Genomic DNA, 23,740 nt, shown 5'->3' with positions numbered 1-23,740 from the left:
ACACTATACTTTATACAGTATTCGAAGCAGATCCGAGTCAGAAGCTGGCGAACGGAAGCGCGATGACGGAGACAACGAGTCCTGCGAGCTGCCAGCGGTGAAGAGACTGGCCGAGGAACAGTCGCCCGATGAGCGCGGTCATGACCGGCGCGGCCGGGGCGAGCACCGCGACGAGCAGCAGATCGCCCACCGCCAGCGCGAGTACGAGAAGCAGGTTGCCCAGAACGTCCAAGAAGCCCACGAGAATAGGCAGAAGGACGAGGCGGCCCGGGCTACCCGAGACTGCGCCGCGACGGACTCTCCAGGCGGCGAGGGCGACGAGCCCCACTCCGGCGACGCCGAGCCGAGCGCCGACCAACGGCCACATTCCGTCTTCTGCGGGCGCGGCATTGATCAGGATCACGAACGCGGCGAACAGCACCGCGGCCAGAATCGCCATGGCCACACCGCCACGGGCCGAGATCCGCGTCGCGCGCGGTTGATGAGTCACGAGGACCACCGCGACAGCGCACAGCACGAGGCCCGTCACCCGGAACGGAGTGACCTGCTCTCCTGTAGCGATGCCGAAGACCGCGATCAGGGCACTGACGGTCAGGGCTATGGTCGCGCCGACGACGCCCACCGGACCTCTGGCGTACGCGACGTAGGCGACAGGAAGGCCGAGGCCACCGACGACCCCGGCCGCGAACCCGATGACGATCCCCCGTTCGGTCGGGACGCCCGGCAGTAGCAGCGCGAACAGGACGGCGAAGACGACCGAGGTCACCCCGGCGAGCGCGATCACGCGGGCAAGGGGGATCCTCTGCGCGCTCACACCGCCGAGCACGTTCCCGACCGAAATGACGAGCGCTTCGAGCAAGATCAGTACTACCGCCATTCGTAATATAATACGGACAACAACGGAGGATGGTTTCAGGTGGCAACGACCGCGGACCGGATCATCGAACTCGATATCGACGCGCTCGGTGGTGTCGGGAGCGCGTCCAAGGCTGCCGAGATCGTGAGCCGATTGATGCCGTTGTGGAAGGATGCGATCGGCTGCGGCAGTGTCGCCGGACTCGTGTTGAACCTCGGCTGGCTGATGGATCCGGTCACCCTCTTCTCCGGCGATCCGGGGCAGAGGCTTCCGATTCGTTCTTCCCGGCTCGCTGCATATGCCGACCTGACCTATCGCAGGCTGGGGGAGCTGGTAGCCGAGTTGCGACAAGAGGCGTTTCGCCGCGGCATCCCGACTCTGAGAATCGGGATGCTGGTGCTTGGCATCGGCGAGTTCGTGAATGAGATCGTGCGGGCGCCGGGGACAGGGACCGCGGGAACGCGGGAAGCCGCGCTCTATCAGGAGCGCGGCGAATGGTACGCCCGGCATCCCGAGCTCTTTCCGTTCTCTCCGGCCATCACCCTGCACGGGCCGGGAGTGGACTGGCGTCAGCCTCTGGGCGCGGACTCCGCCCGGTACGCGACAAGACCGTCGGGCATCGCCGGGGGCGCGTCGTTCGCCGAATTCTTCGCCGATCAGTGGGCGGCGGTTGCCGAGACGGTGGGTTTCGATCTCCTCCTGATGCGCGACGAGATGACGACGCCGGTCCACTCGGGACGAGTCGGGTTCGATGGCTCGTCGAACCCCGCAGATTCTGCGCAGGTCGATGAATGGACGACGGCTCTGGTCGCGGTCACCTCGACCGTGAAGCAACGCTCGCCCGGTACGTTCCTCATGCTCTACTCGAGCGGACTCTCTCCGACCGTCGAGCTCATCTACGGGCGGCTGGACATCGCCCGGGTCGTCGCCGAGGGTGAGATCGACGCCTGGATCGATCAGACGTGGGGCGGAGCATGGCAGGACTGGTGGGATGCCGGGTGGCAGGGTTGGAGCTTTCAGTTGAGCAACCTGCTGGCGCGGGCGGCGCTCATCGAGGCGGGTAACCGTCATCGATCCGAACCCTGTCGTCACTACCCGCTGTTCCAGCTTCTGGACGGCTGGGAGCCGTACGACACGCTTCATGACTATCCGGAGAAGCTGAAGTGGGGGATCTGGGCGTTCTCGCACGCCGCGACAAGAGCGGGCGAGACCTATCGGCCGCGCGATGGCGCGTACCTGGCGGTGGCCAACGACCGCACGGGCCGTCTGATCGGCTCCGATGATGTCGCATGGGTGGCCGAAACGGTGTCGGCGGCTGCCGAGAGCGCCTCTCACCTCGAACGCGTGCTCGGCCCAGAGCTCGTCATCCCGGGCGCACAAGCCGGCATCTACGCCTCTTCCACCGCAGAGTCCGTCGAAGACGCGGTCGGCTTCCTCGGCAAGTGGGGCGCGCCTGTGTTGGCGGCGATCGCAGCCGACCTCCGCGAGGACCAGAGCACCGAAGGTCGGGTACGGGCGGCGATCGAAGCGGATGCCGCCGGAACTGACGGCGCACCGACGCTGGTGGTGGGGGCACCCGAAGACCTGAGGAATTACGTCGCCGCGCTGCTCGGAGTCGAGCGACTGGACAGAGCAGCGCCGTCCGGCTATCGCCGTGGATTCACTGATGACCATCGAGAGCTGTCGGCGCAGTCCTGGCCGTACATGGGCAGGCGGCAAGCGACCGCGATCGTGCCGCCGGCTCACGTGATCTACGGCGGAGAGGACGGCCCCACCGCTGTCAGCGCGGGTGCCAACATCTGGTGGCTGCCGCCGCACGTCGCCAACGGCGCTGACCGGCGACTCACCCATTACCAGATCGGCACGGTCGATCCGCATGTCGCGGTCGCCCGTGCGTTCTCACGGCTTCGCGTCGACCGAGGCCTGCTGGCACTGGATCCGCTTCCTCGGCACGAAACGATCTCGCTTCACGGCTGGGTCAGCGCGGGCGTGCTTCACGTACTTATCGGCAACGTCGAGTCGGGGTGGATCGGCGATAGCCGGTATCCGCGCCGCGTGCTGGTGCGGCTGCCGGAAGAATTCCTGACCGGGTTCGAGAACCCGCACCTGGTCGTCGCCGACGGACCACCGGTGCCGGTGTGTGGCACCGCCGTCTCGGTGCGCGTCCCAGCCGAAGGCTTCGCGCTCGGTCGAGTTGTGGATCTGGAAACGTCGGGTGCGGCCGCCGCCGCGTTCACGATCGATCCCGAGATGACGTGATCGTTCCCCCTCTTACACACCGCAGGCGCACCCACCACATGAGCGGCAGCCCGGGGGTCAGCATCGTGACGCGCGCGTTCTGCACTGCTGTCGAGAGTGAATCAAAGTAACCCGTGCTCGGTTCGACGGCGATCACGGGTTCGCGGCTGAATGCGCGATTGTCGAACCACACCCCCAGATACGGGCACTGACGCGACCAGCTCATCTCCAGTCCGGCGCCGTAGCGGCGCACAAGGCGCGCTGCGAACACGGGCTCGGTCGGCTCCACGTACCACTTCCGGCTGCCCCGGGGCGGGACGGTATCGATTGAACCTTGCTCAGGGGTCAGTGCGACAACGCCTAAACCAGGATCCTGAACGTTGACGACCGTGCGCACGTGAGGGGGCAGTTCCACACGCGTCCCTGGCGGGGCAGCGAACTGGGGATGGGCCGCCCAGAGCAGGGGAACAGGCCCATCGAGCGCGAGCGCGGTGTACGACAGGAGTAGACCTGTCGATGTGGGATGGATGCTGCGCGAGAACCGATATCGCAATGATCGGCCGATGGCGACCAGGGTGTTGTCACCTTCGTGGGTGAACGGGGTATTCCACAGATCACCGTGATCGGGGACGTCGCGACCGTCCACGGAGCACGCGACGATCGACGGAACACATTCGTCCCAACCCGCCATCTCCGCGTCGACGAACGCGACATCGGGCCGGGAGACATCCTTCCCGTCGCCCTGAGCGAGCCACTCTGTTCCGCTGTCGTCCCGCAACGAGACGATCTTGGCTCCCCGCTCGGCACAGACGACCGCCGTCAGGCCGGGGCCTCGGGTCACCGATGTCACTCGCGCGCCGCGGCGATGGCCTCGAGCAGCCCGCGTGCGGTTGCTGCGGGGTCAGTCGCCTTCGTCAGCGAGCTGCCTATCCCCAGCGCGACCGCGCCTGCCGTGATCCACTCCCGCGCTGATTCGAGGGAGACCCCGCCGGTGGGCACGACCTCGAGGGTGGGGAGTGCGACCAGGACGTCTCTGAGGGAGGACGGCGCCCAGAGCGACGCCGGAAACAGTTTGACCATCGTGGATCCGGCGTCAAGGGCCTGGAGAGCCTCGGTCGGAGTCGCGACGCCCGGCAACGTATCCAAGCCGGCCGCACGCGCGCTCGCCACGACCTCGAGTCGGAACGCCGGGGAGACCACGAATCGTGCGCCCGCGTCAGCGGACCGCGCGACGTCGTCGCGGGTCAGGACCGTTCCCACGCCGATGTGCACGTCCGGGGGAGCACTGCTCGCAGCCTCCCGGACGATGTCGAGCGCACCGGGAGTGGTCAGGGATACTTCGACCACGCGCAGACCGGCCGACACCAGCGTGCGGACATCAGCCGCGGCCCGTTCGGCGCTCGGAGCGCGCACGATAGCCACGACTCCCTGTTCCCGGATCGCCGCGAGCACCTCACTCATGAGGCACCTGTGCGCCGGTAGCGAGATCTTCGGACGTCGGCAGACCTTCGATGTCGCCCACGGTCGCGACCACACGCGCCGCGAGTGTCGCACCCCGTTCGAGGGATTCTGACAAAGTGTCTCCTTTCACCAGGCCCGCCACCACGCCGGCGGCGAACGCGTCACCCGCGCCCACGGTATCGAGCACGTCGGCGGCCCGCGAGGGGACCGCTATCTCGGTCTGTCCGTCGTAGCCGACGGCGCCTTCTGGTCCCCGCTTGACGATGACCCAGCGGCATCCTTCGTCCAAGAGCACTCTCACCGCCAGGGACCGATCCTGCCCGGTGAGCAGTGCCAGTTCGTCGAGGTCGCCGATCGCGACATCCATCCGACCGCGCAGCCCGGCGAGGGCGTCCGTGAACGCGTCGGTGGGCGCCAGATGGGGCCGGAAGTTCGGATCCACGACGATGAGTGCTCCGGTCTCGCGCCCGCGCGTGACGGCATGCTCGACTGCCGCCCGCGCACTCTCGGAGCGCACGGCCGTGATGCCCGTCACGAAGACAGTCTGCGGATCGGGCTGCCACGCGGCGTCGACCCAGTCCGGCGAGAGTTCGGTCGCCGCGCTCGCACTGCGAAGATTCACCGCCCGGGCGCGCGTGAGACCTGCTGCCGGCTCTCGGACGAGCACACCCGTGCTGCGTTGGCTGCGACCGATGACCGCATCCACTCCCCACTTCCGCAGATCGCTCTCCACTGCATCGCCCAGTCCGTCCGATCCCACGATCGTCAGAAGGCGCGTCCGAAGTCCCAGCCGCGTGAGGGCGACCGCGACATTCGTCTCCGAACCTGCGACAGTGCGACGGTATCGGCTCGCCGTCTGCAGCGATGGCGTGTCATCGGAGATGAACACGGCGAGAGCCTCACCCAGCGTGAACAGTGCCGGGCCGGTCAAGCCGCCATCGACATCCATACCCCGCCCTTCGTCAGGAACTCAGTTCTACGCGTTCGTCGTGACACTCGTCGTCAAGCAAGACTAATAGTATTATCTTCATATTGAAGACGCACGCCACCGACTAGGGAAAGATGGGCCCATGACAACGATCGACGCGGACCGCTGGCTGGAAATCGACCTGTACTGGTTCGACAACGCGAACCTCGAAGCGTCGGCGACCGCGTTCTGGGAGCGCTTCTCGCCGTTCCTGCACGGTGTCGACGGGTGGAGGGGCGTCATCATCAATACGGGCTGGCTGGCCGACCAGATACTTTCGTGGCGAGGCGATCTCGACGAGCTCATCCCTTTCCCTTCCGGTCTGGGCAAGGACAAGTTCTTCCCCGACGAGGGACCGCTCACCGGTACCGAGGAAGAACGGAAAGCCGGGTGGCATGCGCGTTTCGACGAGCGTGGCGAGCGCGATACCGACGACTACCAGGAGTGGACGTACCGGCAGTTCGCGCAGCTGGCTACTCTGCTGAGAAACATCGCGCTGGACGCGTACGGAATCACAGAGCTACGGGTGGGCACGTTCGTGATCGGCTGGGACAGCATCTACGCCTGCGAGCCGTCCGCGTGGTCGAAGCGGCATCCCGAAGCGTTCTTCGAAGGCCCGTGGGTCGACCGTCTGTTCAACGTCGTCGCGAAGCTGACCGCCGACCCGGTTCCGACCGCGGCCTTCCCCGACGGCACCGAGGAGGGGCTTCCGATCTCGCGCTTCTTCGGCGCGCAGTGGGGTCATCTCTCTCGATCGGTCGGCCTCGACGCGATCGTGCTGCGCGACTCGATGATCGGCCAGGGAATCTACGAGCGGCTCGGGCCGTGGGGAGCCACCGCGCCCCAAGACCCCGCGCTCATCGCTGAATGGAACGCAGCCACTGCAGCCCTCGTGCGTGAGACGAAGCTTGCCGCCCCGGAAGCGCTCGTCATCGGATACTCGAACGCGGCGAGCGCTGTCTCAGACTGGCGCGTCAACTGCGTCGATCTCGAGTCGATCGCCAAGGAGGGGCACCTGGACGCGTGGATCGACCAGACCTGGGCGGGAGCGTGGAACGAGGTCGGACAGCGCGAGGATCTTTTCTGGAATCTTCCGCTTCAGGGATGGACGAACCAGCTCGGCTTCGTCCTGCTGCGCGCGGCTGCGCTGGCCGGGTCGAACGTGAGGCATTACGTTCTGACCGAGACGTTCGACGCCTGGGAGTCGTGGGACATCATCCACACTGCCCCAGAGCGCCTCCGCTGGGGAATCTGGGCCTACCTTCATGCCTTTCTGAAAGCGCCGGACGGGCTGCACGCTCCGCGCGGGACGTACATCTCATGGCTGAACCAGGGCAAGCGCCTGCTGACCCCTGAGGATGTCAAATTCCTTACCGAGGAGATCAACGCAGCCACGACGGACGCGCGTAACACCACGGAGGTCTTCGGACCGACCGCGGTGTATTCGCGACCCGCGATGGAATGGCAGAACGCGAATGCCCCCGAGGCCGACATCAAGGAGTGGATCGATGAGCAGATCGGGTACCTCGCGAAGTTCGGCGTTCCCGTGTCGTCCGTGACGCGCAGCGAGTACCTGGGAAGCGTCGAGAGCGACTACTTCATCATCCAAACACCTGTTCACCTGCCCGACGACCAGCTCGAACAGGTCTTGGGTCTCATCGAGGGTGGCCACCCGACGATGGTGGTCGGCAACCCGGGCGGAGGGTTCGATCCTCGTATCGCGGACGCGGTCGGGCTCTCGGGTGAAGGGGATCGCGCCGGCGAGACGAAGCTCGTCGCCGCGCGCGGCGCAGACGGAACCATCGACGTCGACACCACCGATGTGCCCGCCGAGTTCGAGATAGTCCACCCGTGGTCGGTGAATCACGCATCCAGCGACGTCGAGGTGCTCTACAGCGTAGATGGGTCGCCCGCCCTCGTGCGGCGCGGTGCCGTATCGGCGTGGGACCCGGCCGATGTCACCCACCGGGTCATGTTCTACACCGGTCAATGGGACTTCGGCCGACACAACGCCGACGTGTCGATGCGCACGCTCTTGGGGTCGCCGTTCCCGATCGTGATCACCGCTCGCGAGATCAATCGCGTGCTGCGATCTCACGATCTGCTGTCGGTGACCGATCTGGCGGCCGACGCTCCCGTCGCCGTGACCGCTTGGCGCACGGCCGACGGCACCATTCGCGTCCTCACCGGTGAGGTCGAGGAGGGCTTCCGGGACAGTACGGCGGGCGGCTGGCCGCTGGCCGTGTCGGTACCGGAATTGTCAGTGAGCGTCGAGGCGACACTCAAGTATGGGCAGTCCCTGCTGTTCTCGGTGACATCGGCGGGGATCTCGCAGGAGTGGGGCCGCTGAGCCTCGGGGGCGGGCCCTCACTTCTGAGGCACCCGGCCCCGTCAGTGGATCGAGGCGAAGCGCAACGCCGGCTCGGGCCGGTGCACCCCACGCGGTCGGTACCCAACCAGTTCGGAAAGGCCGATGAGATCGGCGAGCAGCCAGGCGATGGCCAGCCACATCTCTGTCCCCTGAAGCCCTGGCGTCGTGCTCGCCAGAGCGGAGGTCGTCGAGTTCGGGGCCTGGAAACCGAAACCCTGTCCATCGGTCCAGTGCCCGAGCACGTCTCGCAGCAGCCGAGTGGCAAGTGCCTGCACCTCGCCGGCCCGGTGGTCGGTCTGCTGACCGGCCAGCCACAGGGGGTGCGCCACGTCGAGCACGTTACACGCGGTCTGCCGCTCGGGGGCGAAGAAGGCGGGGTTGCGAGCATGTTCCAGCACGGTGTCCACGACCCGCACAGGGTAGGGGAGCGGTAGACCGAACTGAGCGAACGTTCCTCGGGAGGCGCGATAGAAGCCGTTGACGACCTGTAACAGCCCACCGTTACCCGCAACGGAGCCCCACATCCCGCTGCGCGGGTCAGCGCGGGTGACGAGCCACCCGATCAGGGCCTCCGCCGCGCCACCGGATCCGGGCGCGTTCTGCACGATGTTCCAGCGCAACGCCGTCCCCACCATGTCGACCCAGTGACCGGACGCCCAGGCCTGCCCCTCCCACGGGAGGCCGTCGAGCCGATCGACCAGCTCGGCAGCGCTGGCCTCGGCAATGATCCGTATGGGCTCGTCGAACCGGCTACCCAGAAGATCGAGGGCGTAGCCGACGCACAGGACGTGATAGTTCGCCCCGTAATCGAACAGATCCGTGACGGGTGCACTTTGACGTCCGTCTCCATCGAACATAGCGATGAGCCCGGTTGTCGGGTCTTGCAGAGCTCGTAACCGGCGCGCCTGTTCGGCGGCCGGAAGCTGGTCGGGTGCACGGGCCAGTAGCAGATCAGCGATCTCGACGGCGTCACACTGCGCCCGAACCGTGGCGGGCTGGCCCGGCCGGTCGATGAACAGGCCGTCGCGCACGTCGCCCCGCCAGGACCTCTCCAAGATGTCCTCCACCTGGTCGCGTGCTCGCCCGACGAAGGCGCTCAAACGCTCGCCGAGGTCGAGGTCGGGCTGACGAAGCGTCGCACCCGTCGGTGCAACACGCCAGCGCAGCAGCCGTGCCGGGTTGCCTCCGACCACCGCTCCTGGCTCGACGTTCTTGGTGACCACCGCTCCAGCCGCCACCACGGCCTTATCACCGATCGTCACTCCGTCCAGGATCACCACGTGCGAGCCGATCCAGACGTCGTTTCCGATCACGATGCCGCGCGAGGAAAGAGGCTGCCGGAAGACCTCGATGTCGGGGTCGGAGATGACGTGATTGAACGCGAGGATCGAGGTGTGGGCGCCGATGCGGACCGCGTCACCGAGCCGAATATCGCCGCGGATGACGGTGAAAGCGTTGATCGTGCAGTCGCGCCCGGTCCGGACTGAGCCAGTCAGGAAGGCGTGGGCCGCAATCCAGCTATCCGCTCCCAGGTCGAGGTGATCGGTCTGCACGGCGGCCAGGGCGCTGATGAAGCACCGCTCGCCGACCACCGCATCACTGCTGCTGATCAGCCCCTGCTGCAGGTCACGCTGGCGCTGCTGCTCGGCCGGGCTGCTGCTAGACCAGAACCCCCAGGGCGAATAGTCCCACAGGTGCGGGTCGAACGGGGATGTCGTTGCGTCGGTCATCTTGTCCTCACTGTCTCGTGGCTTGGTGACATCACGCCATCTGCGCCAGGTCTGATAGCCGGACCGGGTACCGCAGAGACCGGCCGGCGGCGAAGTGGTCTATCTCGTCCAGCGCGAGGGATGTCATGCGGTACACCTCGGTGCCCGCTGCGCCCGCGATGTGCGGGGTGAGCTGTACATTGGGCAGAGCGAACAGCGGATGCGCCGGCTCTAAAGGCTCGGGTTCGCTGACGTCGAGGATCGCCGAGATCCGGCCGGTGGCGAGCTCGCGCAGCAGCGCCTGGTGGTCGACCAGCCTGCCGCGCGCCGTGTTGATGAACGTCGCCCCATCCTTCAAGGCTGCGAGCTGGTGAGCCCCGATCATGCCCTCGGTCGAGGGGAGGAGAGGGGCGTGCAGCGACACGACGTCGGCGAGACCCATCAGCTCGTCCAGGCCGACGAGTCGGGCCCCGAGCCGTCGGGCCTCCTGCACAGTAATAGTGGGGTCGGCGACCACGCGGTCGAGATCGAAGGCTTCAAGCCGCTCCAGCACCCCACGCCCGATCGTCGAAGCGCCGATGATGCCGACCGTGCGTCCGAAGTTGCCCACCTGACCAGAACTCTCCGCGGGACGCGGCCGACCCGCGGCATAGCGATGGGTGGCCCCGAGCACATCCTTGCCGGCCAGGATGATCTGCGCGAGGGCGAATTCGACCACCGGGATGGCGTTCGCGGCCGCCGCCGTCGTCACCTGGACGCCCCGCTCCCAGCAGACCGGATCGACGTGGGCCTTCACCGTCCCCGCCGCATGCGCTATCAGGCGCAGAGCAGGCATCAGCTCCAGCGCGAAGGCGTCAACCCGCGGGCACCCCCAGCCGGTCAACAGCACTTCGACTTTGGCCAGGCGCTCGCGCGGTGCGGTCTCGAAGTCGGTGACAACGAGGGCCGGGTCGCACTCGGCGATGTCGAGGAGCCGCGCCGTCAGCGCCGGCGTGAAAAGCGCATCGCGCATGGCCGGACCATACATTGCCAGCACCACCTGCGGCTGAGTCATCGGATCCCCTCTCGACCCGGCCACTGGCGGTCGCTCCAGCGGCGAAACGAGCGACAAGCATCCTCCAGCGGAGCAGCCTCAGGATGCCAGGCCCGCTCCCACTCGAGGGTCACCGTTCCGGTGTAGCCGACGGCGACCAGCAGTTCGCCGAACGGGTCAGTGGGCAGGTGGCCGAGTCCGATCGGCAGCGGTGTCGCGCTCTCCGGCAGAGCAGCATCCTTGACCTGCACGCTGCCGCGACCATCAATCACCCACGGACCGAGCGCGGCCCAGGTATCGGTCAGCGACTCTCCCACGCGCCAGGGGTGCACGAGGTCCCAGATGGCGCCGACCGGTGACTCGACACGGCCGAGGACCTCGGCGATCAGCGCTCCGGTGGGATGCGAGTCGTGGGTTTCCAGAGCCGGCACCACTCCGCACTCGGCCGCGTACGCCGCCACTGAGTCCAGGCGACGGGCAGCCCGGTCGGCAACCTTCTCGCGGGACTCCACCAGCTCGGGCACTCGGTCCTGGGTTGACGGGTGGGTGGGGGCACCCGGGAATACCCGAACCACCGGAGCCCCGAGGTCGCCGGCCACATCCAGCGCAGCGATCAGCGCGCCGAGCACCAGGTCGTCAGGGAGGTCCGCCGCGACGCGCACATAGCTGGCTACCCCGGTGATCGTCACGCCCGCGTCCGCGATGGCGCGTCGGATCTCGCGCCGCCGACGCCGTGTCATGGCGGGATCGGCGATCTCGCCGGTGCTGAGCCGAAGCTCCACGCCACCGATTCCGGTCTGACGAAGAGACGTCAGCACATGGGCGAGATCCTCACCCGGCGCTCCGAGGGTCGATGCGGACAGCACGACCATACTGAACCTCTTCCTCTGATGGTTATTCCATATTATAAGACTTTATTCAGTCTTTGAGAGCAGGGTCCACTCACGCTTCCCACGCCCGGCAGCATTTCGTCAGCCGGCCTGCAGACCGTGATCGAAGTCGGTCAACCGGACGAGGCCTTCTGGTCTAACCTCGAACATCCACTCGAGCCGCACTCCCCCGATGTCCGGGTCGTACACGCCCGGCTCCAGGAGGATAACCATGCCTTCCTCGAGCGGCGCCGACTCGCCCGGAATGATGCGAGGGAACTCGTGGACGGAGGTGCCGATGCCGTGACCGGTGTGATGTCCATACTCGTAACCGGCATCCGCGATCACCGATCGCACCGCATGGTCGACGACCCCTGCGGGCACGCCCGGGGCTGCCACCCGGATGCCCGCCTGCAGGGCGCGTGCGGCGAGTTCATGCAGCCGAGCGAGCCCACTGGTGGCGGTGCCTAACACGAAGGTGTTGCACGAGTCGGACCAGTAGCCGCCGATCCGGGGCGCGAGATCGGCGAGGACGATATCGCCCGGCTCGATGCGGCGCGTCGTCGCCCAGCCCGCAACGCCGCTGGTGCGCGGGATGCCGGTCAGAAGGTCACCCGCGAACGCGACACGCTCGCCGGCGGCGGTCTCGACCGCGAGACGGATCAGGGCGAACAGCTCGAGCTCGGTCATTCCCGGCCGCGCGAAATCCACGGCGGTGCGCTGGGCGATCGCGGCCATCCGGGCGCTCTCGCGCAGGCAGGTGAGTTCCTCATCCGTCTTGACCATCCGCGCTCGCGCGAACTCGGTCGTGCCGTCGACGATCTCGACGCCCCGTCGGCGCAGCTGTTCAGCGACCGTCCATGGCAGGGTCTGCGGTTCCACCGCGATCCGCCCCGACACGAGGGCTGCGTCGAAGGCCGCCGCGACCGCAGCGGTGAAGTGATCGACGTACGGCTCCGGCTCTGCGGCCGAGAACCCGACGTGGGAGAAGACCTGATCGGCTGAGGACGCCTCCGCGCTCGCCGCCTCGAGGTTCGACACCACCAGGCGCACGGCTCCATCCGGCCCGACCAGTGCGAGGGACGGCCCGCCCGAAAACGGTGAGACACCCGTTTCGATCGGGACCACGTGGCCACTTGCGTAGCAGACGCTGTCGGCGCCGCTCAGGAGCGCCCATCCGGCATCGACCCGGGCGGCTGCGGCGGCGATGCGTCGAGAAGTTTCTGCGGACACGACGCGCTCCTAACGCTGCGTGGGTGCTGCTCCGAAGTCGGGGATGTCCAGTCTGACACCGCCCGCCAACGCCGACTCGTGCGCCATGAGACCCGGGATGATCCATCGAGCTGAGTTCCACGCATTCAGATTCGGGATGACGTTCGTGGCGCAGGCGGTGGCGAAGTCGTTCACGAGGAACTGGTGCGAACCTTCGTGTCCGTTGTGCATACCGTCGAACTCCGGCGGCAGCATCCCGCGTTCACTATCGTGCACCGGCGCGAACCCGCTGCGGAACGTACCCCGGAGCGCTTCTGCGACACCGGCATCCGCCAACGCAGCGTCGTCTGCATCCTCTTCGTCGCCATCTTCGTCGACGTAGTGGCCTGGAGCGCCCGACGACGTGGTGATCTGATCGAAGACGCTGTGGAACCCGTCGAGGTCCTGCCAGACCGCGGATCCGGTCTGCTGCTCGAAGCTGCCGCGGGTGCCGAACAGGCTCATCCGCACCTCCGGACGCTCGTTGGGCACCCCGATCCGGCGGAACTCGTTGATGCGCATCGAGCCGCCGTCGGCCGTGGCGAACAGGGCGGATTCATTGCTGAAGGTATTACCCCAGAGCGACGCCTCCGCGTTGAAGACGCCGTCATCCTCTCGGTCTGCGAAGCCCACGCACGACACCGAGGTGGCGTACGACCCGGTCACGGCGAGCACGTTCGCTATAGAGTGCGTGGGGTAGAACATCGGCGGGATACTGGCGGTACGTTTCCAATCCGCTCCGCCGCTGAATTTGTAGGCGTCGTAGAACCCCTGCGACATGTCGTGAATGTATTCGCCCTCCCCGAACACGAAGTGCCCGAACCGGCCCTGCTGCCATGCGTTCCGGCAGAAAACCACGGCCGGGTAGTAGTAGCTGGTCTCGCCGGTCATATAGGTCAGACCGGTCGATGAGACGAGCTCGATAATCTGCTGGATCTCTTCGACGGATACGCCCATCGGCACCGCCGAGTAGACGTGCTTACCGCGCGAGAGGGCCTTGATCGACATCGGTCCGTGCAGCCAGCGTTGCGTGAAGATTGCGACGGCGTCGATGTCAGAATCGAGCAGCTCGTCATAGCTCGAGAACGCGCGATCGATACCGAACCTGCGAACGACGCGGTCGACCCGGTCCTCATGGACGTCGCACACGTACACATCGGAGATGAGGGGGTGGGCTTGGAAGAGATCGATGAACTGCGGAGAGAACTGCCCCAGACCCACAATGCCGATCTTGATTTGCTCCATGAACTGCTGCGCCTTCCTCGGTTGCGACCTGGCTATCCAGATAGTACATTTATATGATAATTCGCGTGATGGGGCAACCCTCACACACAGGTCGTCGAAGGAGATCACCCATGGCGGGACACACGGACGGCGAGGTGCGCCTCGAGCGCATCGGTTATGTCGGCCACATCATCATCGATCGGCCCGGCAAGCTCAACGCCATGACCGTCGCGATGGACCACCAGATGAACGATCTCGTCTATGAGATCAACAACGATAAAGGCATCCGGTCTGTCCTGCTCTCGGGTGCCGGTGAGCGCTCGTTCTGCGCGGGCAGCGACATCACCGACCTCGACGAGTACGGCGACAACTGGAGCTATCGCAACCGCTTCGATGCCCGAGGCGACTATGCCCGCGCGGTGTGGCTGCTGCGAAAGCCCGTCGTCGCCGCCGTGCACGGCTACTGCATCGGCGGCGGTCTGGAGATGGCGGCGGCCTCTGACGTCCGCATCGGAACCCCGGATGCCTCCTTCGGCGCCGGCGAGATCAACTGGGGGTGGCACGGGGGCTCGGGGCAGACCCAGCTGCTCACTCACCTGCTCGGGCCGGGGTGGGCCTCGCGTCTTCTGCTGACCGGCGAACGGATCAGTGGCGAGGAAGCGTATCGAATCGGACTCATCCAGCACCTGGTCCCTCGAGCCGATCTGATCGACACCGCGCTCGCGCTGGCCACGACGATCTCCGAGCGAGCGCCGATCGCCGCTGAGCGCGTGAAGCACATGGTGCGCGTCGCTCAGAACGTGCCGCTCGAGACCGGCCTCCTGGTAGAGAACGACTCGTTCTCGTACCTCATGATGACCGCCGATGCCGCAGAGGGTCGTGCGGCCTTCGCCGAGAAGCGCGCGCCCCACTTCGAGGGCCGATGACCGCCTTGTCGGGTGTGGCCGCCGGCGATCAGGGCGTCGCGTGGGGAGTCGAGGTTTACGTCGCGTCCGATGATGCCGCCGATGCACTCGCCCAGACCCGCCGTGCCGGCGCAGCCACTTCTCACGAGGATTCGCCCGAACTCGCCGCGTCGGTGGCAGATGCACTCATCCATCTGGGATTCAAGACCTGGGATTTCGGCGACTCGGTAGCGTTCGAGGCGCTCATCGCCGCTTCGGACGTGCTGGGCGATGAACGATGGGTTCGTTTCGCCCACGGCTACGGCCGCGCATGGGCGACCCGATCGCGACCGTTCGTCCGGCTGGACTGCACCGTTCCGGGTAGGGCCCTCGTGGGCATCGCCACTCGGTTCGGCGACGCTCAGCTGTTGCACACGCTGAAGGACCTCGCCGACTACCTCATGACGAGGCCGACCCTCGATGGCGTCTTCGAGACGTGGGAGCGATCGCCGCTGCTCGCCCCGTATGGGGATGCGACACTGGATGATCACGCGCAGGCGCTGCTTGAGCATCCGCCCGCCGGCGTGTTCGTGGACTGCCTGCACTTCGATCCGCCCTTTTTCGCGGCATTGGGCGTTGCGCTCGATGACTCCGCGTACCTCGACGCCGGAATCGAACAGGCGCTCGGGTACATCCGGCAACTGCAGACACCGGACGGACTCTTTGACCACTTCACCCTCCGAGGTGAGGCCGGCAGCTTCGGCCCGGGATGGGGCCGCGGCCAAGGCTGGGCGATTCTCGGTCTGCTCGAGGTCATCGACAGCATCGATCACTTCGGAGGGGACGACCGCACGGAGGTGCGCGAAGCGCTCGCCGCATCCGCGCGCGCGCTGCTGCAGACGATGGTCGGGCTGCAGCGCGAAGACGGCCACTGGTTCGCGGTCGTGACGGATCCGGACTCGGGTGACGAGTTCTCCACGGCCGGCTTCATTGCCTTCGCGCTGCACACCGCTCTCGATGCGGGGATCGTCCAGGGTCACGAGATGATCGCAAGCCTGAGCCTCGCGCGCCAGGCGATCCTCGCCTCGCTCGATGACCGCGGTCAGTTGCGAGAAGTGTCCGCTGCCGTCTACGCCTCCACCGAGCCCACGCACTACGGCCGCGTTCCGCGCGGTTATGTTGTGCCGTGGGGGCAGGGCCCTGCCCTGCTGGCGCTCGTAGCAAAGGGGAACCAATCGTGACAGCGAAACGCGTGTTCTTGACCGGGGCCGGCAACGGCATCGGAGCGGCCACGGCGCGCGCGTTCGCGCAGGCCGGTCACGACGTCATCGTGACCGATATCGAGGGGGACGCCGCGGCCGCGGTCGCCGCCGAGATCACCGCGTCGGGCGGATCGGCGAGTGGTCATCGACTCGACGTGGCTGACGAGCAGGCATGGACGGCGCTAGGCGAAGAGCTCAGCGCGGACGGCCGGTCTCCGGGCGTTGTCGTCAATAACGCGTACACCCTGGTGAATGCTCCGGCCCACGAGCAGACGGAGGACGAGTGGAACCGCCAGTTGTCGGTGACCCTCTCTTCGGTGTACCGGTCGGTGCGAACGTTCCACGCGAGCCTGCAGGAGGCCGAAGGCGCGATCGTGAACATCGCCAGCGTCCATGCGGTCGTGGCGTGGCCGCTGCGGCCCGCGTACGCGGCCGCCAAGGGCGGGATCGTCGCGCTCACTCGGCAGCTGTCGATCGACTACGCGCCCCGAGTGCGGGTCAACTGCGTCCTTCCAGGCTCGATCCTGACGCGCGTCTGGGACGCCGTCGACGACGACGGACTCGCTCAGGCAGCCCGTCAGGCTTCGCTCGGACGTCTCGGGCGACCGGAAGAAGTCGCCGCGGCAGTGCTGTTCCTGGCGGGCGATGCCGCGTCATACATCACCGGCGCATCGCTCGTGGTCGACGGCGGGCTGACCAGTTCGATGCTCGATGTCGGCTGAGGAGTCTGCGCGAGCGATCTTCAGCTTCGAAGGCGTGATCCCCGTCCTGGAGACGCCCTTCACGAGCGGCGGCGAGATCGACGCAGCCGGCTTCGAGCGGGTCGTCGGCCACGTGATGGAGGCCGGAGCGGCCGGCGTGATGTTTCCGGGCTTCGCCAGCGAGTTCGCCAAACTCAGCCAGGAGGAGCGCCATGAGCTCGCGCTGATTATGATCGCCGCGACCCACGAGCGGCCGGGCACGGCATCCATCGTGTCGGTGCCAGACCATGCGACCACGCTGGCGGTCGCCGAGGCACGGTGGGCCGCCGAACACGGCGCCGACGCGATCAATCTGCTGCCGCCCTTCTTCATGAGCCCCAGTCGGGAGGCCATCACCGAGCACCTCGCTCACGTCCTGGATGCGGTCCCCGACACGCCGGTGATCGTCCAGCTTGCGCCTGGCCTCACGGGCAGCGCTTTCGCTGCTGAGGACTTGGCAGCCCTCGCCAGCCGGTTCGCGAATCTGGCCGCCGTGAAGGTCGAGGCGGTGCCTCCGGGACGAATGGTGTCGCATTTCGCGGCGATGGAACCCGCCCTGCCATGCCTAGTCGGCTACGCGGGACTCTTTCTGCCCGACGCGCTCGCGCGGGGCGCGCGGGGCGTGCAGCCGGGCTGCAGCTTCGTCGAGCTCTATGAGACTCTCTGGGCCCACTGGTCGCACGGGGACTTACCTGCTTTCACCGCGCTGCACCGGCGGATGGTGCCGTACCTCCTCGAATGGATGCAGAGCGCCGAGCTGATCGTTCAGGTGGAGAAGACCATTACCGTGCGCCGAGGTCTCATCGATTCCGACGTCTGCAGAACACCTGGCTACCGGTTGGACCGGTACGAAATCGACAGCATCGACCGATTCCTCGCGGAGTTCGCCGACGAACTCGCCCCGGCCTGATCACCACCGAAAGGCATATCATGCGCTCCACCGACCTGACCGTGACCAGCGACGGCGTCACCCTTCGGCTGGCCACCGCCTCGAACGGGCGGTTCCGCCTGTTCACCGAGGGCGCGGACGGCCCGGACTGGTTCGCCACCTTCGGCACCGAGGCGGTCCTGGTCGTCGCCGACGCGAATACGCGGGGGCTCCAGATCTCCTTCCGCCCCGCGCCGGATCGAACACCCGCCGAATTTGACGATCTCGTACTCACCGCTGCGGTCGAGCTCGGGAGTACGGCAGGCCGAGACCCGCGTCGGGTCGCCAGCATCCGGCTCTCGGGTCCGGCGGACTACCCGCTCGACGAATATCGCGGGCTCACCATCACGCCGCGTGCGGACGGGTCGCTTCGTGATGAGTGGCGCTACCTGCTTCCGGACGGCGACGGACTGTGGATGCGCGCTGACGGCACCGGTCCCGGTTCGCGGGCACGTCTCGTCTTCCACGAGCACCGGATCTCGCTCCCGATGAGTGCCCTCGTCGACGGCAGCGGCGCGGCGCTCATGGTCTCGGGCGTCGGCGGCAACGACCATGCCATCGATTTCTGCATCGGCGTCGACGAGAACGACTTGTCGGGCATGGGCTTGGTCAACTTCGCATCGCTCGGGACGTGGCACCACGATCGCGAATGGCGGGTCGCGTCGATCCCGCAGGGTGGAGTGGAGGTGCTCGCCGACGAGATGGCGGCGCAACTGCGTGAGCAGGGTGTGCGTCTGCTCACGCAGACCGAGAAGATGACCGAGCGAGGTGTGCCCGAGAGGCTGCATGATTCGGTGGGCGGCACCGTGCTGTGGTGCCACTTCGACACTCTGACGAGACAGATCGTCGATGACCTCGCAGCGGCGGAACTCTCTTCGGTGATGGTCATGGGCCGGCCGGCTGATGCGGCCGCCACTCGAGCGCTCGCCGCCTCGCTCTATGCGGGCGGACCGTATTTTCAGACCTACGATGTCTTTCCGCCCGGTTCCGTGGAAGAACTGGGTTGGCGGGGCGTATACCCGCCCGAGGGGGCGACCACGGGCTGGCCGGGAGACCTCATCCATGATCGCGAGGGGTGGTTGAACGCCGGCTGGCGCTATCTCCCCTTTGCTGAGGGCGAGCAGTTCTGGAGCACGGAGGAGTACCTCGATGCTTCGGGGAGCGTGTCTCGACGATCGCGCGCAGTGCACAACGCGACCACCGTCCAGACGTATCGACGGTGCCCTGCCAGACATCGCCACGTCGTCGAGGAACGCGGCATCCCGATGCTCGAATCGTTGGGTGCGACCGCGCTCTTCTACGACATCGCGACGGCCATGTACGCGCTCGAGTGCTACAGCCCCGATCACCCCGTTCACCGCATCGAAGACATCCAGCATCGCCTCGGCATTCTGGAACTGCTCGGTGAACCGGGTCGCTTGGTGCATTCGGAGGCGGGAAAATGGTGGGGCATCGATCACGTCAACACTTTCGAGGGCCTCTTCTCGTACGACTGGGAATTCAACATCGGATCGATCCAGCTCGAGGACTACCCGGTCAATCATGCGCGCCGGGGGTTCGAGTTCAATCTCGAACACCGCGTTCCTTTCTTCGGAATGGTCGCGCGGCAGTCGATCGCACGCACCATGTGGTGGGGCACTGGACAGGACCGGCACAGCGAGACGTGGGGTTCGAATAACGCCATCACCGCTCTGTTCGGGGCCAATCCCATCTATATCGTCGATCCGGATCATCCCCTCACGCCGGGAACGGATCGATGGGACACGTTCATTCGAGCGACGTCATCGTTCGATGTCCTGCGACGCGTGGCGGGCGATCAGAACGTCGTCGCCTACGAAACGGACGGACCTGATCTCGGCCGAAGCGTTTTCGAGGGTGGGGCGTCCGTGGAGGCGAACGTGGGACTCGCGCCCGCGGGCGGACTCGCTCCGGGTGAGTACGTCGTTCGGGATGCCAATGGCGCCACCGTCGCGCGCGTCGTGCATGCCGCGCAGTGAGATATGGCATGATAATATGACTAATACTGGATGGGAGTACGACATGGTTGAATCGGCAGGGGCGCTCGATGGTCTCGTCGTCTTGGACGCCACGCAGATGTTGGCCGGACCTCTTGCGGCTACCCGCCTCGGCGACCTGGGCGCGGACGTGATCAAGATCGAGCCGCCGCGGACCGGGGAGTTCAACCGTACCCATGGATTCGAGGATGTGCGCATCCACGGAGAGATGAGCACGTTCACCGCCGTCAACCGCAACAAGCGCAGCCTCACCCTGGATCTCAAGCATCCGCAGGCTCGTGACGTGATCGAAGACGTGGTGGGCAGGGCAGACGTTTTTCTGCAGAACTTCCGCCACGGCACCGCTGACCGCCTCGGCGTGGGGTATGACCGTCTTCGCGAGATCAATCCGCGACTGGTGTACTGCTCGATCAGCGGCTATGGATCTTTCGGACCCTACCGGGATCGCCCTGGCCAGGACCTCGTCGTTCAGGGCTATTCGGGCTCGATGTTCTCCGTCGGCAGCGCCGAGGACCCGCCCGAGCCGGGCGCACTCTGGGCCGCAGACGTCATGACGGGGTACCAGGCCGTCATCGGCATCCTGGCGGCCCTGCGGGCCCGGGAGACCAGTGGTCGCGGCCAACATGTGGAGATCGACATGCTGTCGGTCGTCCTCGACGCGCAATTGCAGGAGCTCGTGACCTTCCTGAACGCCGGACGAGCTCCGACACGCACCCACGAGCGCTCCGCCCATGCATCCATCCCCGCGCCATACGGCGTCTATCGCACGTCCGATAGCTGGATCACCATCGCCATGTCACCGTTGCCCGCGCTCGGAGAGGTGCTGAACGACGATCGGCTGCGAAGCCTGACCGACTACAACGACGGGCACATCCACAAAGATGAGGTGTACGCCCGGATCAAGAACGCCTTCATCGGTAAGACGACCGCCGAGTGGATGGCGCTCTGTGACACGGTGAACGTGTGGGCAGGCCCCGTATACGACTATGCCGACCTCGCGGAAGACCCACATGCTCTCGCGACCGGACTCTTCGTAGAGCAGCCCGGTGCGATCGAAGGGCTCAGCGTCCGCACGGTGCGCCCGCCCCTTCGCCTCTCGGATTCCCCTCCCACCATCCGACGCGGCGCTCCGGTGCTCGGCGGCGATACACGAGCGATTCTCGAGAGCCTCGGCTACAACGACGATCGTATCGACGCGCTGATCGAGGCCGGGGCGGTCTCCGACGCGGTTACGAGTGCCGTCGCTTCATGACCTCGACGTCGACCGGGGGCCTTTGCCCCCCGATCGCTGGAGTTTTCTGACGTCGTCGGCCGCGGCCTCGAGAAGCGTCGTCATGAGGGCGCGCGCGGCCACCGGGTCGCGATGCTCGACGGCTATCGCGATCTGGCGGTGCATGTCGAGCCCGCGGTTGATCGACACCCGGTGGGAGTGGACGTACTGATCGCGGGCTGAGAGGCCGATACCGATGATGACGCTCAACTGATCGACGAGCTCATTATGCGTGGCCGCGATCAGACCGAGGTGAAATCGGAGGTCAGCCTCGGCGATGGCATCCGCGCTCGCCCCCTCGATCGCCATGCCGTCCACCGCCGCGAAGAGAGCCGTCACGTCATCCTTCGTTCGGCGCTGCGCTGCCAGTTCTGCGGCGGCGGGCTCTACCATCACGCGGACCTCGTGAAGTTTCTCGAGGATCGCGACGTCGGTGACTGAGTCGAACTGCCATCGCAGCACATCGGGATCGAGCAGGTTCCAATTCGTGCGCTCGCGCACATATGTACCCCGACGCGGCCGTGCGTCGATCAGCCCCTTGCCGGCCAACACCTTCAGCGCCTCGCGCACGACAGTACGACTGACGTCGTACGACGCCGCAAGGTCTTCCGTGTCCACCGTCGCCCCCGCGATGAGTTCGCCACTCATGATCCGCAAGCCGAGTTCGTCAACAACGCGACCGTGCAAGCCTCGATCTGGATAGCGCTTCACTGGGCTCCGCCGTTCTCTTCAGTGCTCCAAACTCATCATATTATCAGCGCAACGACTCATGCCTTGACGGCGCCTGCAGTGAGTCCCGCCCGCCAGAAGCGCTGCAGCATGATGAAGGCGATGATCAGTGGGACAACCGACAGGAACGAACCGGTGATGACGTCGGCGTACGGCGTCTGGTTCGTCTGGTTGAACCAGTTGAAAATGCCGAGGGTTACAGGGAACAACGACTGGTCTTTCAGCATGACCAGAGGAAGGAAGAAGTTGTTCCACGTCGCGACGAAGCTGAAGAGGAACACCGTGATCAGAGCGGGGCTCATGATGCGCAGCCCCATCGTGAAGAAGATGCGCAGTTCGCCTGCGCCATCCACCCGCGCCGCTTCGATGATCTCGTCGGGGATAGATGCATCGGCGTAGATGCGCGACAGATACACGGCGAACGGGCTCACGAATGCCGGCACCAGCACCGACCAGTACGTGTTGACCACGCCCACCGCGGAGAAGAGCAGGAAGAGCGGAATCGTCAGCAGCGCTCCGGGAAGAAGAACGCCCGCGATGATGGATGCGAAAACGATTCCCTTTCCGCGGAAGTCGAATTTGGCGAGAGCGTAGCCGCACGCGGCCCCGAGGATCGTGGCAGCCGCCCCGCCCACCGTCGCATACAGGATCGAGTTGAGCAACCACACGATGAATGATCCGTCGTCCCGCGTGAGGACACTCTCGATGTTGCCCCACAGGTTCCAGTCCGAGAACCAGAAGCCGTTGGAGTTGAACAGGTCGCCGGCGGTCTTCGTCGAAGATACGAACAGCCACCACACCGGAAGAAGAAAGTAGATCGCGGCGATCACCAGGATGAAAGTCGTGCCCGTAGTCGCGACGATGCTGGACTGCGGACTGCGCGCGGACGCACCCCTCCTCGGACGCCGGGCGCCGACGACAATGGTTTCGGTCTCGGTGAGATTTGTCACGTCTGCCTCGATGTCACTCGGTAGTAGATGGCCGACAGCACACCTGCGAAGAGCGCGATGAGCACACTCGTCGAGGCCGCGACCCCGAAGTCATTGCGCCCGAACGCGGCTTGCAGTGCCGCCATGGTCGGGACGTATTCACTCGTCACAAACGGTGAGATGACGGAGAGGACTTTGGGCTCGTTGAAGGTCTGCACCGTACCGATGATCGACAGCGTGCCTGAAAGGATGAGGGCCGGCCGCAGGTGAGGGAGCTTGATCTGCAACGCGACCTGCCACTCGTTCGCGCCATCGATCTTGGCCGCTTCGTAAATCTCGCGGGGTACGCTCTGCAGCGCCGACAGCGCGATGAGCATGTTGTACCCGGCCCAGGACCACGTGATCATATTCGCGATCGACCAGAGCACGACGTCGCGGCCGAGGAAGTCGACGGTGATACCGAGATCGGCGAATCCCTCCACGATCGGGCTCAGATTCGGTCCGTACAGATATGACCAGAGAATGCCCGCGATGACACCCGGTATCGCATACGGGAGGAAGTAGAACAGGCGGAACGCGCGGTTCCCTCTGCCCACCTTCGAGTCGATCAGCAGCGCAAGCGCGACGGCCAGGATGAGCATCGCCGGCACCTGGACGAGCCCGAGGACGACGATCCGAAGCATCGAGGCCCAGAACGTACCTGATTGGAGCACAGTGAGGTAGTTTTCAAACCCGACGAAGACCGTCTTCACCCCGCCGAATCCGAGCGATGAGGTACTGCGCAACGTGAACAAGCTCTGGCCGACGGAGTAGACGATCGGCGCGACGTAGATGATCGCGTAGAGGATCATGAACGGGCCGACGAGGTACACAGCGGCGTTCCTCTGACCCCTCTTCACGTCACCCGGGTGACGGCGGGGAACACGGGTTGAGGTGTTCCCCGCCGCTGTGCGGCTTTCGGTCGTTACCACGGATACAACTCTCGTCTCGACCGTGATGATAGC

General features: G+C 66.0%; 19 protein-coding genes and 1 pseudogene. 8 read left to right on the top strand and 12 right to left on the bottom strand.

Going from position 1 to position 23,740, the window contains the following annotated elements; translation table 11 throughout:
* Positions 1-37: 37 nt before the first annotated feature.
* Positions 38-877: an EamA family transporter gene (locus ACFE6Z_RS11140; RefSeq protein ID WP_375385759.1), complete on the bottom strand. Its 840-nt coding sequence runs from the start codon at positions 875-877 to the stop codon at positions 38-40.
* Positions 878-916: 39 nt separating this feature from the next.
* On the opposite strand from ACFE6Z_RS11140, the gene ACFE6Z_RS11135 reads away from it, so the two are divergent.
* Entirely contained in the window at positions 917-3,115 is a 2,199-nt protein-coding gene (locus ACFE6Z_RS11135) for a hypothetical protein (RefSeq protein ID WP_375385758.1), read from the top strand.
* On the opposite strand, the gene ACFE6Z_RS11130 is transcribed toward ACFE6Z_RS11135, so the two are convergent.
* From ACFE6Z_RS11130 to ACFE6Z_RS11120, 3 genes are read right to left on the bottom strand one after another with little or no spacing between them, the layout of a single operon-like run.
* Complete coding sequence (locus tag ACFE6Z_RS11130) at positions 3,090-3,935, bottom strand: hypothetical protein (protein WP_375385757.1); 846 nt, start codon at positions 3,933-3,935, stop codon at positions 3,090-3,092. The genes ACFE6Z_RS11135 and ACFE6Z_RS11130 overlap by 26 nt on opposite strands.
* Before the next feature lie 5 nt (positions 3,936-3,940).
* Positions 3,941-4,555 carry a bifunctional 4-hydroxy-2-oxoglutarate aldolase/2-dehydro-3-deoxy-phosphogluconate aldolase gene (locus ACFE6Z_RS11125; RefSeq protein WP_375385756.1) on the bottom strand — a complete coding sequence of 205 codons (615 nt, stop codon included), beginning with the start codon at positions 4,553-4,555 and terminating at the stop codon, positions 3,941-3,943.
* Positions 4,548-5,504, bottom strand: a complete 957-nt coding sequence (locus ACFE6Z_RS11120) for a sugar kinase (protein ID WP_375385755.1) — start codon at positions 5,502-5,504, stop codon at positions 4,548-4,550. The genes ACFE6Z_RS11125 and ACFE6Z_RS11120 overlap by 8 nt, the downstream gene beginning before the upstream one ends.
* A gap of 121 nt (positions 5,505-5,625) precedes the next feature.
* Between ACFE6Z_RS11120 and ACFE6Z_RS11115 the strand changes: the two genes are divergently transcribed.
* Positions 5,626-7,872, top strand: a complete 2,247-nt coding sequence (locus ACFE6Z_RS11115; protein WP_375385754.1) for a hypothetical protein — start codon at positions 5,626-5,628, stop codon at positions 7,870-7,872.
* A 1,175-nt stretch (positions 7,873-9,047) separates the two neighbouring features.
* Here ACFE6Z_RS11115 and ACFE6Z_RS11110 read toward each other — a convergent pair.
* From ACFE6Z_RS11110 to ACFE6Z_RS11090, 5 genes and pseudogenes are all read right to left on the bottom strand, one after another.
* Positions 9,048-9,206, bottom strand: a pseudogene (locus ACFE6Z_RS11110) (DapH/DapD/GlmU-related protein); the annotation flags it as partial.
* A gap of 448 nt (positions 9,207-9,654) precedes the next feature.
* A complete protein-coding gene (locus ACFE6Z_RS11105) occupies positions 9,655-10,614 on the bottom strand; it encodes a hydroxyacid dehydrogenase (RefSeq protein WP_375385753.1) in 960 nt (319 codons plus the stop codon).
* Between the two features lie 38 nt (positions 10,615-10,652).
* Positions 10,653-11,507, bottom strand: coding sequence for a sugar phosphate isomerase/epimerase family protein (locus ACFE6Z_RS11100; protein ID WP_375385752.1), 855 nt, complete (start codon positions 11,505-11,507; stop codon positions 10,653-10,655).
* A 99-nt stretch (positions 11,508-11,606) separates the two neighbouring features.
* Positions 11,607-12,737: a M24 family metallopeptidase gene (locus ACFE6Z_RS11095; protein WP_375385751.1), complete on the bottom strand. Its 1,131-nt coding sequence runs from the start codon at positions 12,735-12,737 to the stop codon at positions 11,607-11,609.
* A 9-nt stretch (positions 12,738-12,746) separates the two neighbouring features.
* The gene (locus tag ACFE6Z_RS11090; protein WP_375385750.1) at positions 12,747-14,000 is read right to left on the bottom strand and encodes a Gfo/Idh/MocA family protein; all 1,254 of its coding nucleotides are present in this window, start codon (positions 13,998-14,000) and stop codon (positions 12,747-12,749) included.
* Between the two features lie 110 nt (positions 14,001-14,110).
* On the opposite strand from ACFE6Z_RS11090, the gene ACFE6Z_RS11085 reads away from it, so the two are divergent.
* The 6 genes from ACFE6Z_RS11085 to ACFE6Z_RS11060 are packed head-to-tail and all read left to right on the top strand — an operon-like array spanning position 14,111 to position 21,060.
* Complete coding sequence (locus tag ACFE6Z_RS11085; RefSeq protein ID WP_375385749.1) at positions 14,111-14,905, top strand: enoyl-CoA hydratase/isomerase family protein; 795 nt, start codon at positions 14,111-14,113, stop codon at positions 14,903-14,905.
* Positions 14,902-16,104, top strand: a complete 1,203-nt coding sequence (locus ACFE6Z_RS11080) for a glycoside hydrolase family 88 protein (protein WP_375385748.1) — start codon at positions 14,902-14,904, stop codon at positions 16,102-16,104. The genes ACFE6Z_RS11085 and ACFE6Z_RS11080 overlap by 4 nt, the downstream gene beginning before the upstream one ends.
* A complete protein-coding gene (locus ACFE6Z_RS11075; RefSeq protein WP_375385747.1) occupies positions 16,101-16,847 on the top strand; it encodes an SDR family NAD(P)-dependent oxidoreductase in 747 nt (248 codons plus the stop codon). Before ACFE6Z_RS11080 ends, ACFE6Z_RS11075 begins: the two co-directional genes overlap by 4 nt.
* A complete protein-coding gene (locus tag ACFE6Z_RS11070) occupies positions 16,837-17,775 on the top strand; it encodes a dihydrodipicolinate synthase family protein (RefSeq protein ID WP_375385746.1) in 939 nt (312 codons plus the stop codon). The genes ACFE6Z_RS11075 and ACFE6Z_RS11070 overlap by 11 nt, the downstream gene beginning before the upstream one ends.
* Positions 17,776-17,795: 20 nt before the next feature.
* Positions 17,796-19,790: a hypothetical protein gene (locus tag ACFE6Z_RS11065; protein ID WP_375385745.1), complete on the top strand. Its 1,995-nt coding sequence runs from the start codon at positions 17,796-17,798 to the stop codon at positions 19,788-19,790.
* Positions 19,791-19,833: 43 nt separating this feature from the next.
* The gene (locus ACFE6Z_RS11060) at positions 19,834-21,060 is read left to right on the top strand and encodes a CaiB/BaiF CoA transferase family protein (RefSeq protein WP_375385744.1); all 1,227 of its coding nucleotides are present in this window, start codon (positions 19,834-19,836) and stop codon (positions 21,058-21,060) included.
* On the opposite strand, the gene ACFE6Z_RS11055 is transcribed toward ACFE6Z_RS11060, so the two are convergent.
* From ACFE6Z_RS11055 to ACFE6Z_RS11045, 3 genes are read right to left on the bottom strand one after another with little or no spacing between them, the layout of a single operon-like run.
* Complete coding sequence (locus ACFE6Z_RS11055) at positions 21,055-21,789, bottom strand: FadR/GntR family transcriptional regulator (protein WP_375385743.1); 735 nt, start codon at positions 21,787-21,789, stop codon at positions 21,055-21,057. The genes ACFE6Z_RS11060 and ACFE6Z_RS11055 overlap by 6 nt on opposite strands.
* Before the next feature lie 56 nt (positions 21,790-21,845).
* Positions 21,846-22,757, bottom strand: a complete 912-nt coding sequence (locus ACFE6Z_RS11050; RefSeq protein ID WP_375385742.1) for a carbohydrate ABC transporter permease — start codon at positions 22,755-22,757, stop codon at positions 21,846-21,848.
* Complete coding sequence (locus ACFE6Z_RS11045; protein WP_375385741.1) at positions 22,754-23,608, bottom strand: carbohydrate ABC transporter permease; 855 nt, start codon at positions 23,606-23,608, stop codon at positions 22,754-22,756. Before ACFE6Z_RS11045 ends, ACFE6Z_RS11050 begins: the two co-directional genes overlap by 4 nt.
* Between the last annotated feature and the right edge of the window lie 132 nt (positions 23,609-23,740).

The sequence above is a fragment of the uncultured Microbacterium sp. genome, assembly GCF_964244775.1.
GTDB lineage: Bacteria > Actinomycetota > Actinomycetes > Actinomycetales > Microbacteriaceae > Microbacterium.
The sequence above is the reverse complement of the archived record's forward strand: the minus strand, read 5'-3'. Positions and strand labels throughout refer to the sequence as shown.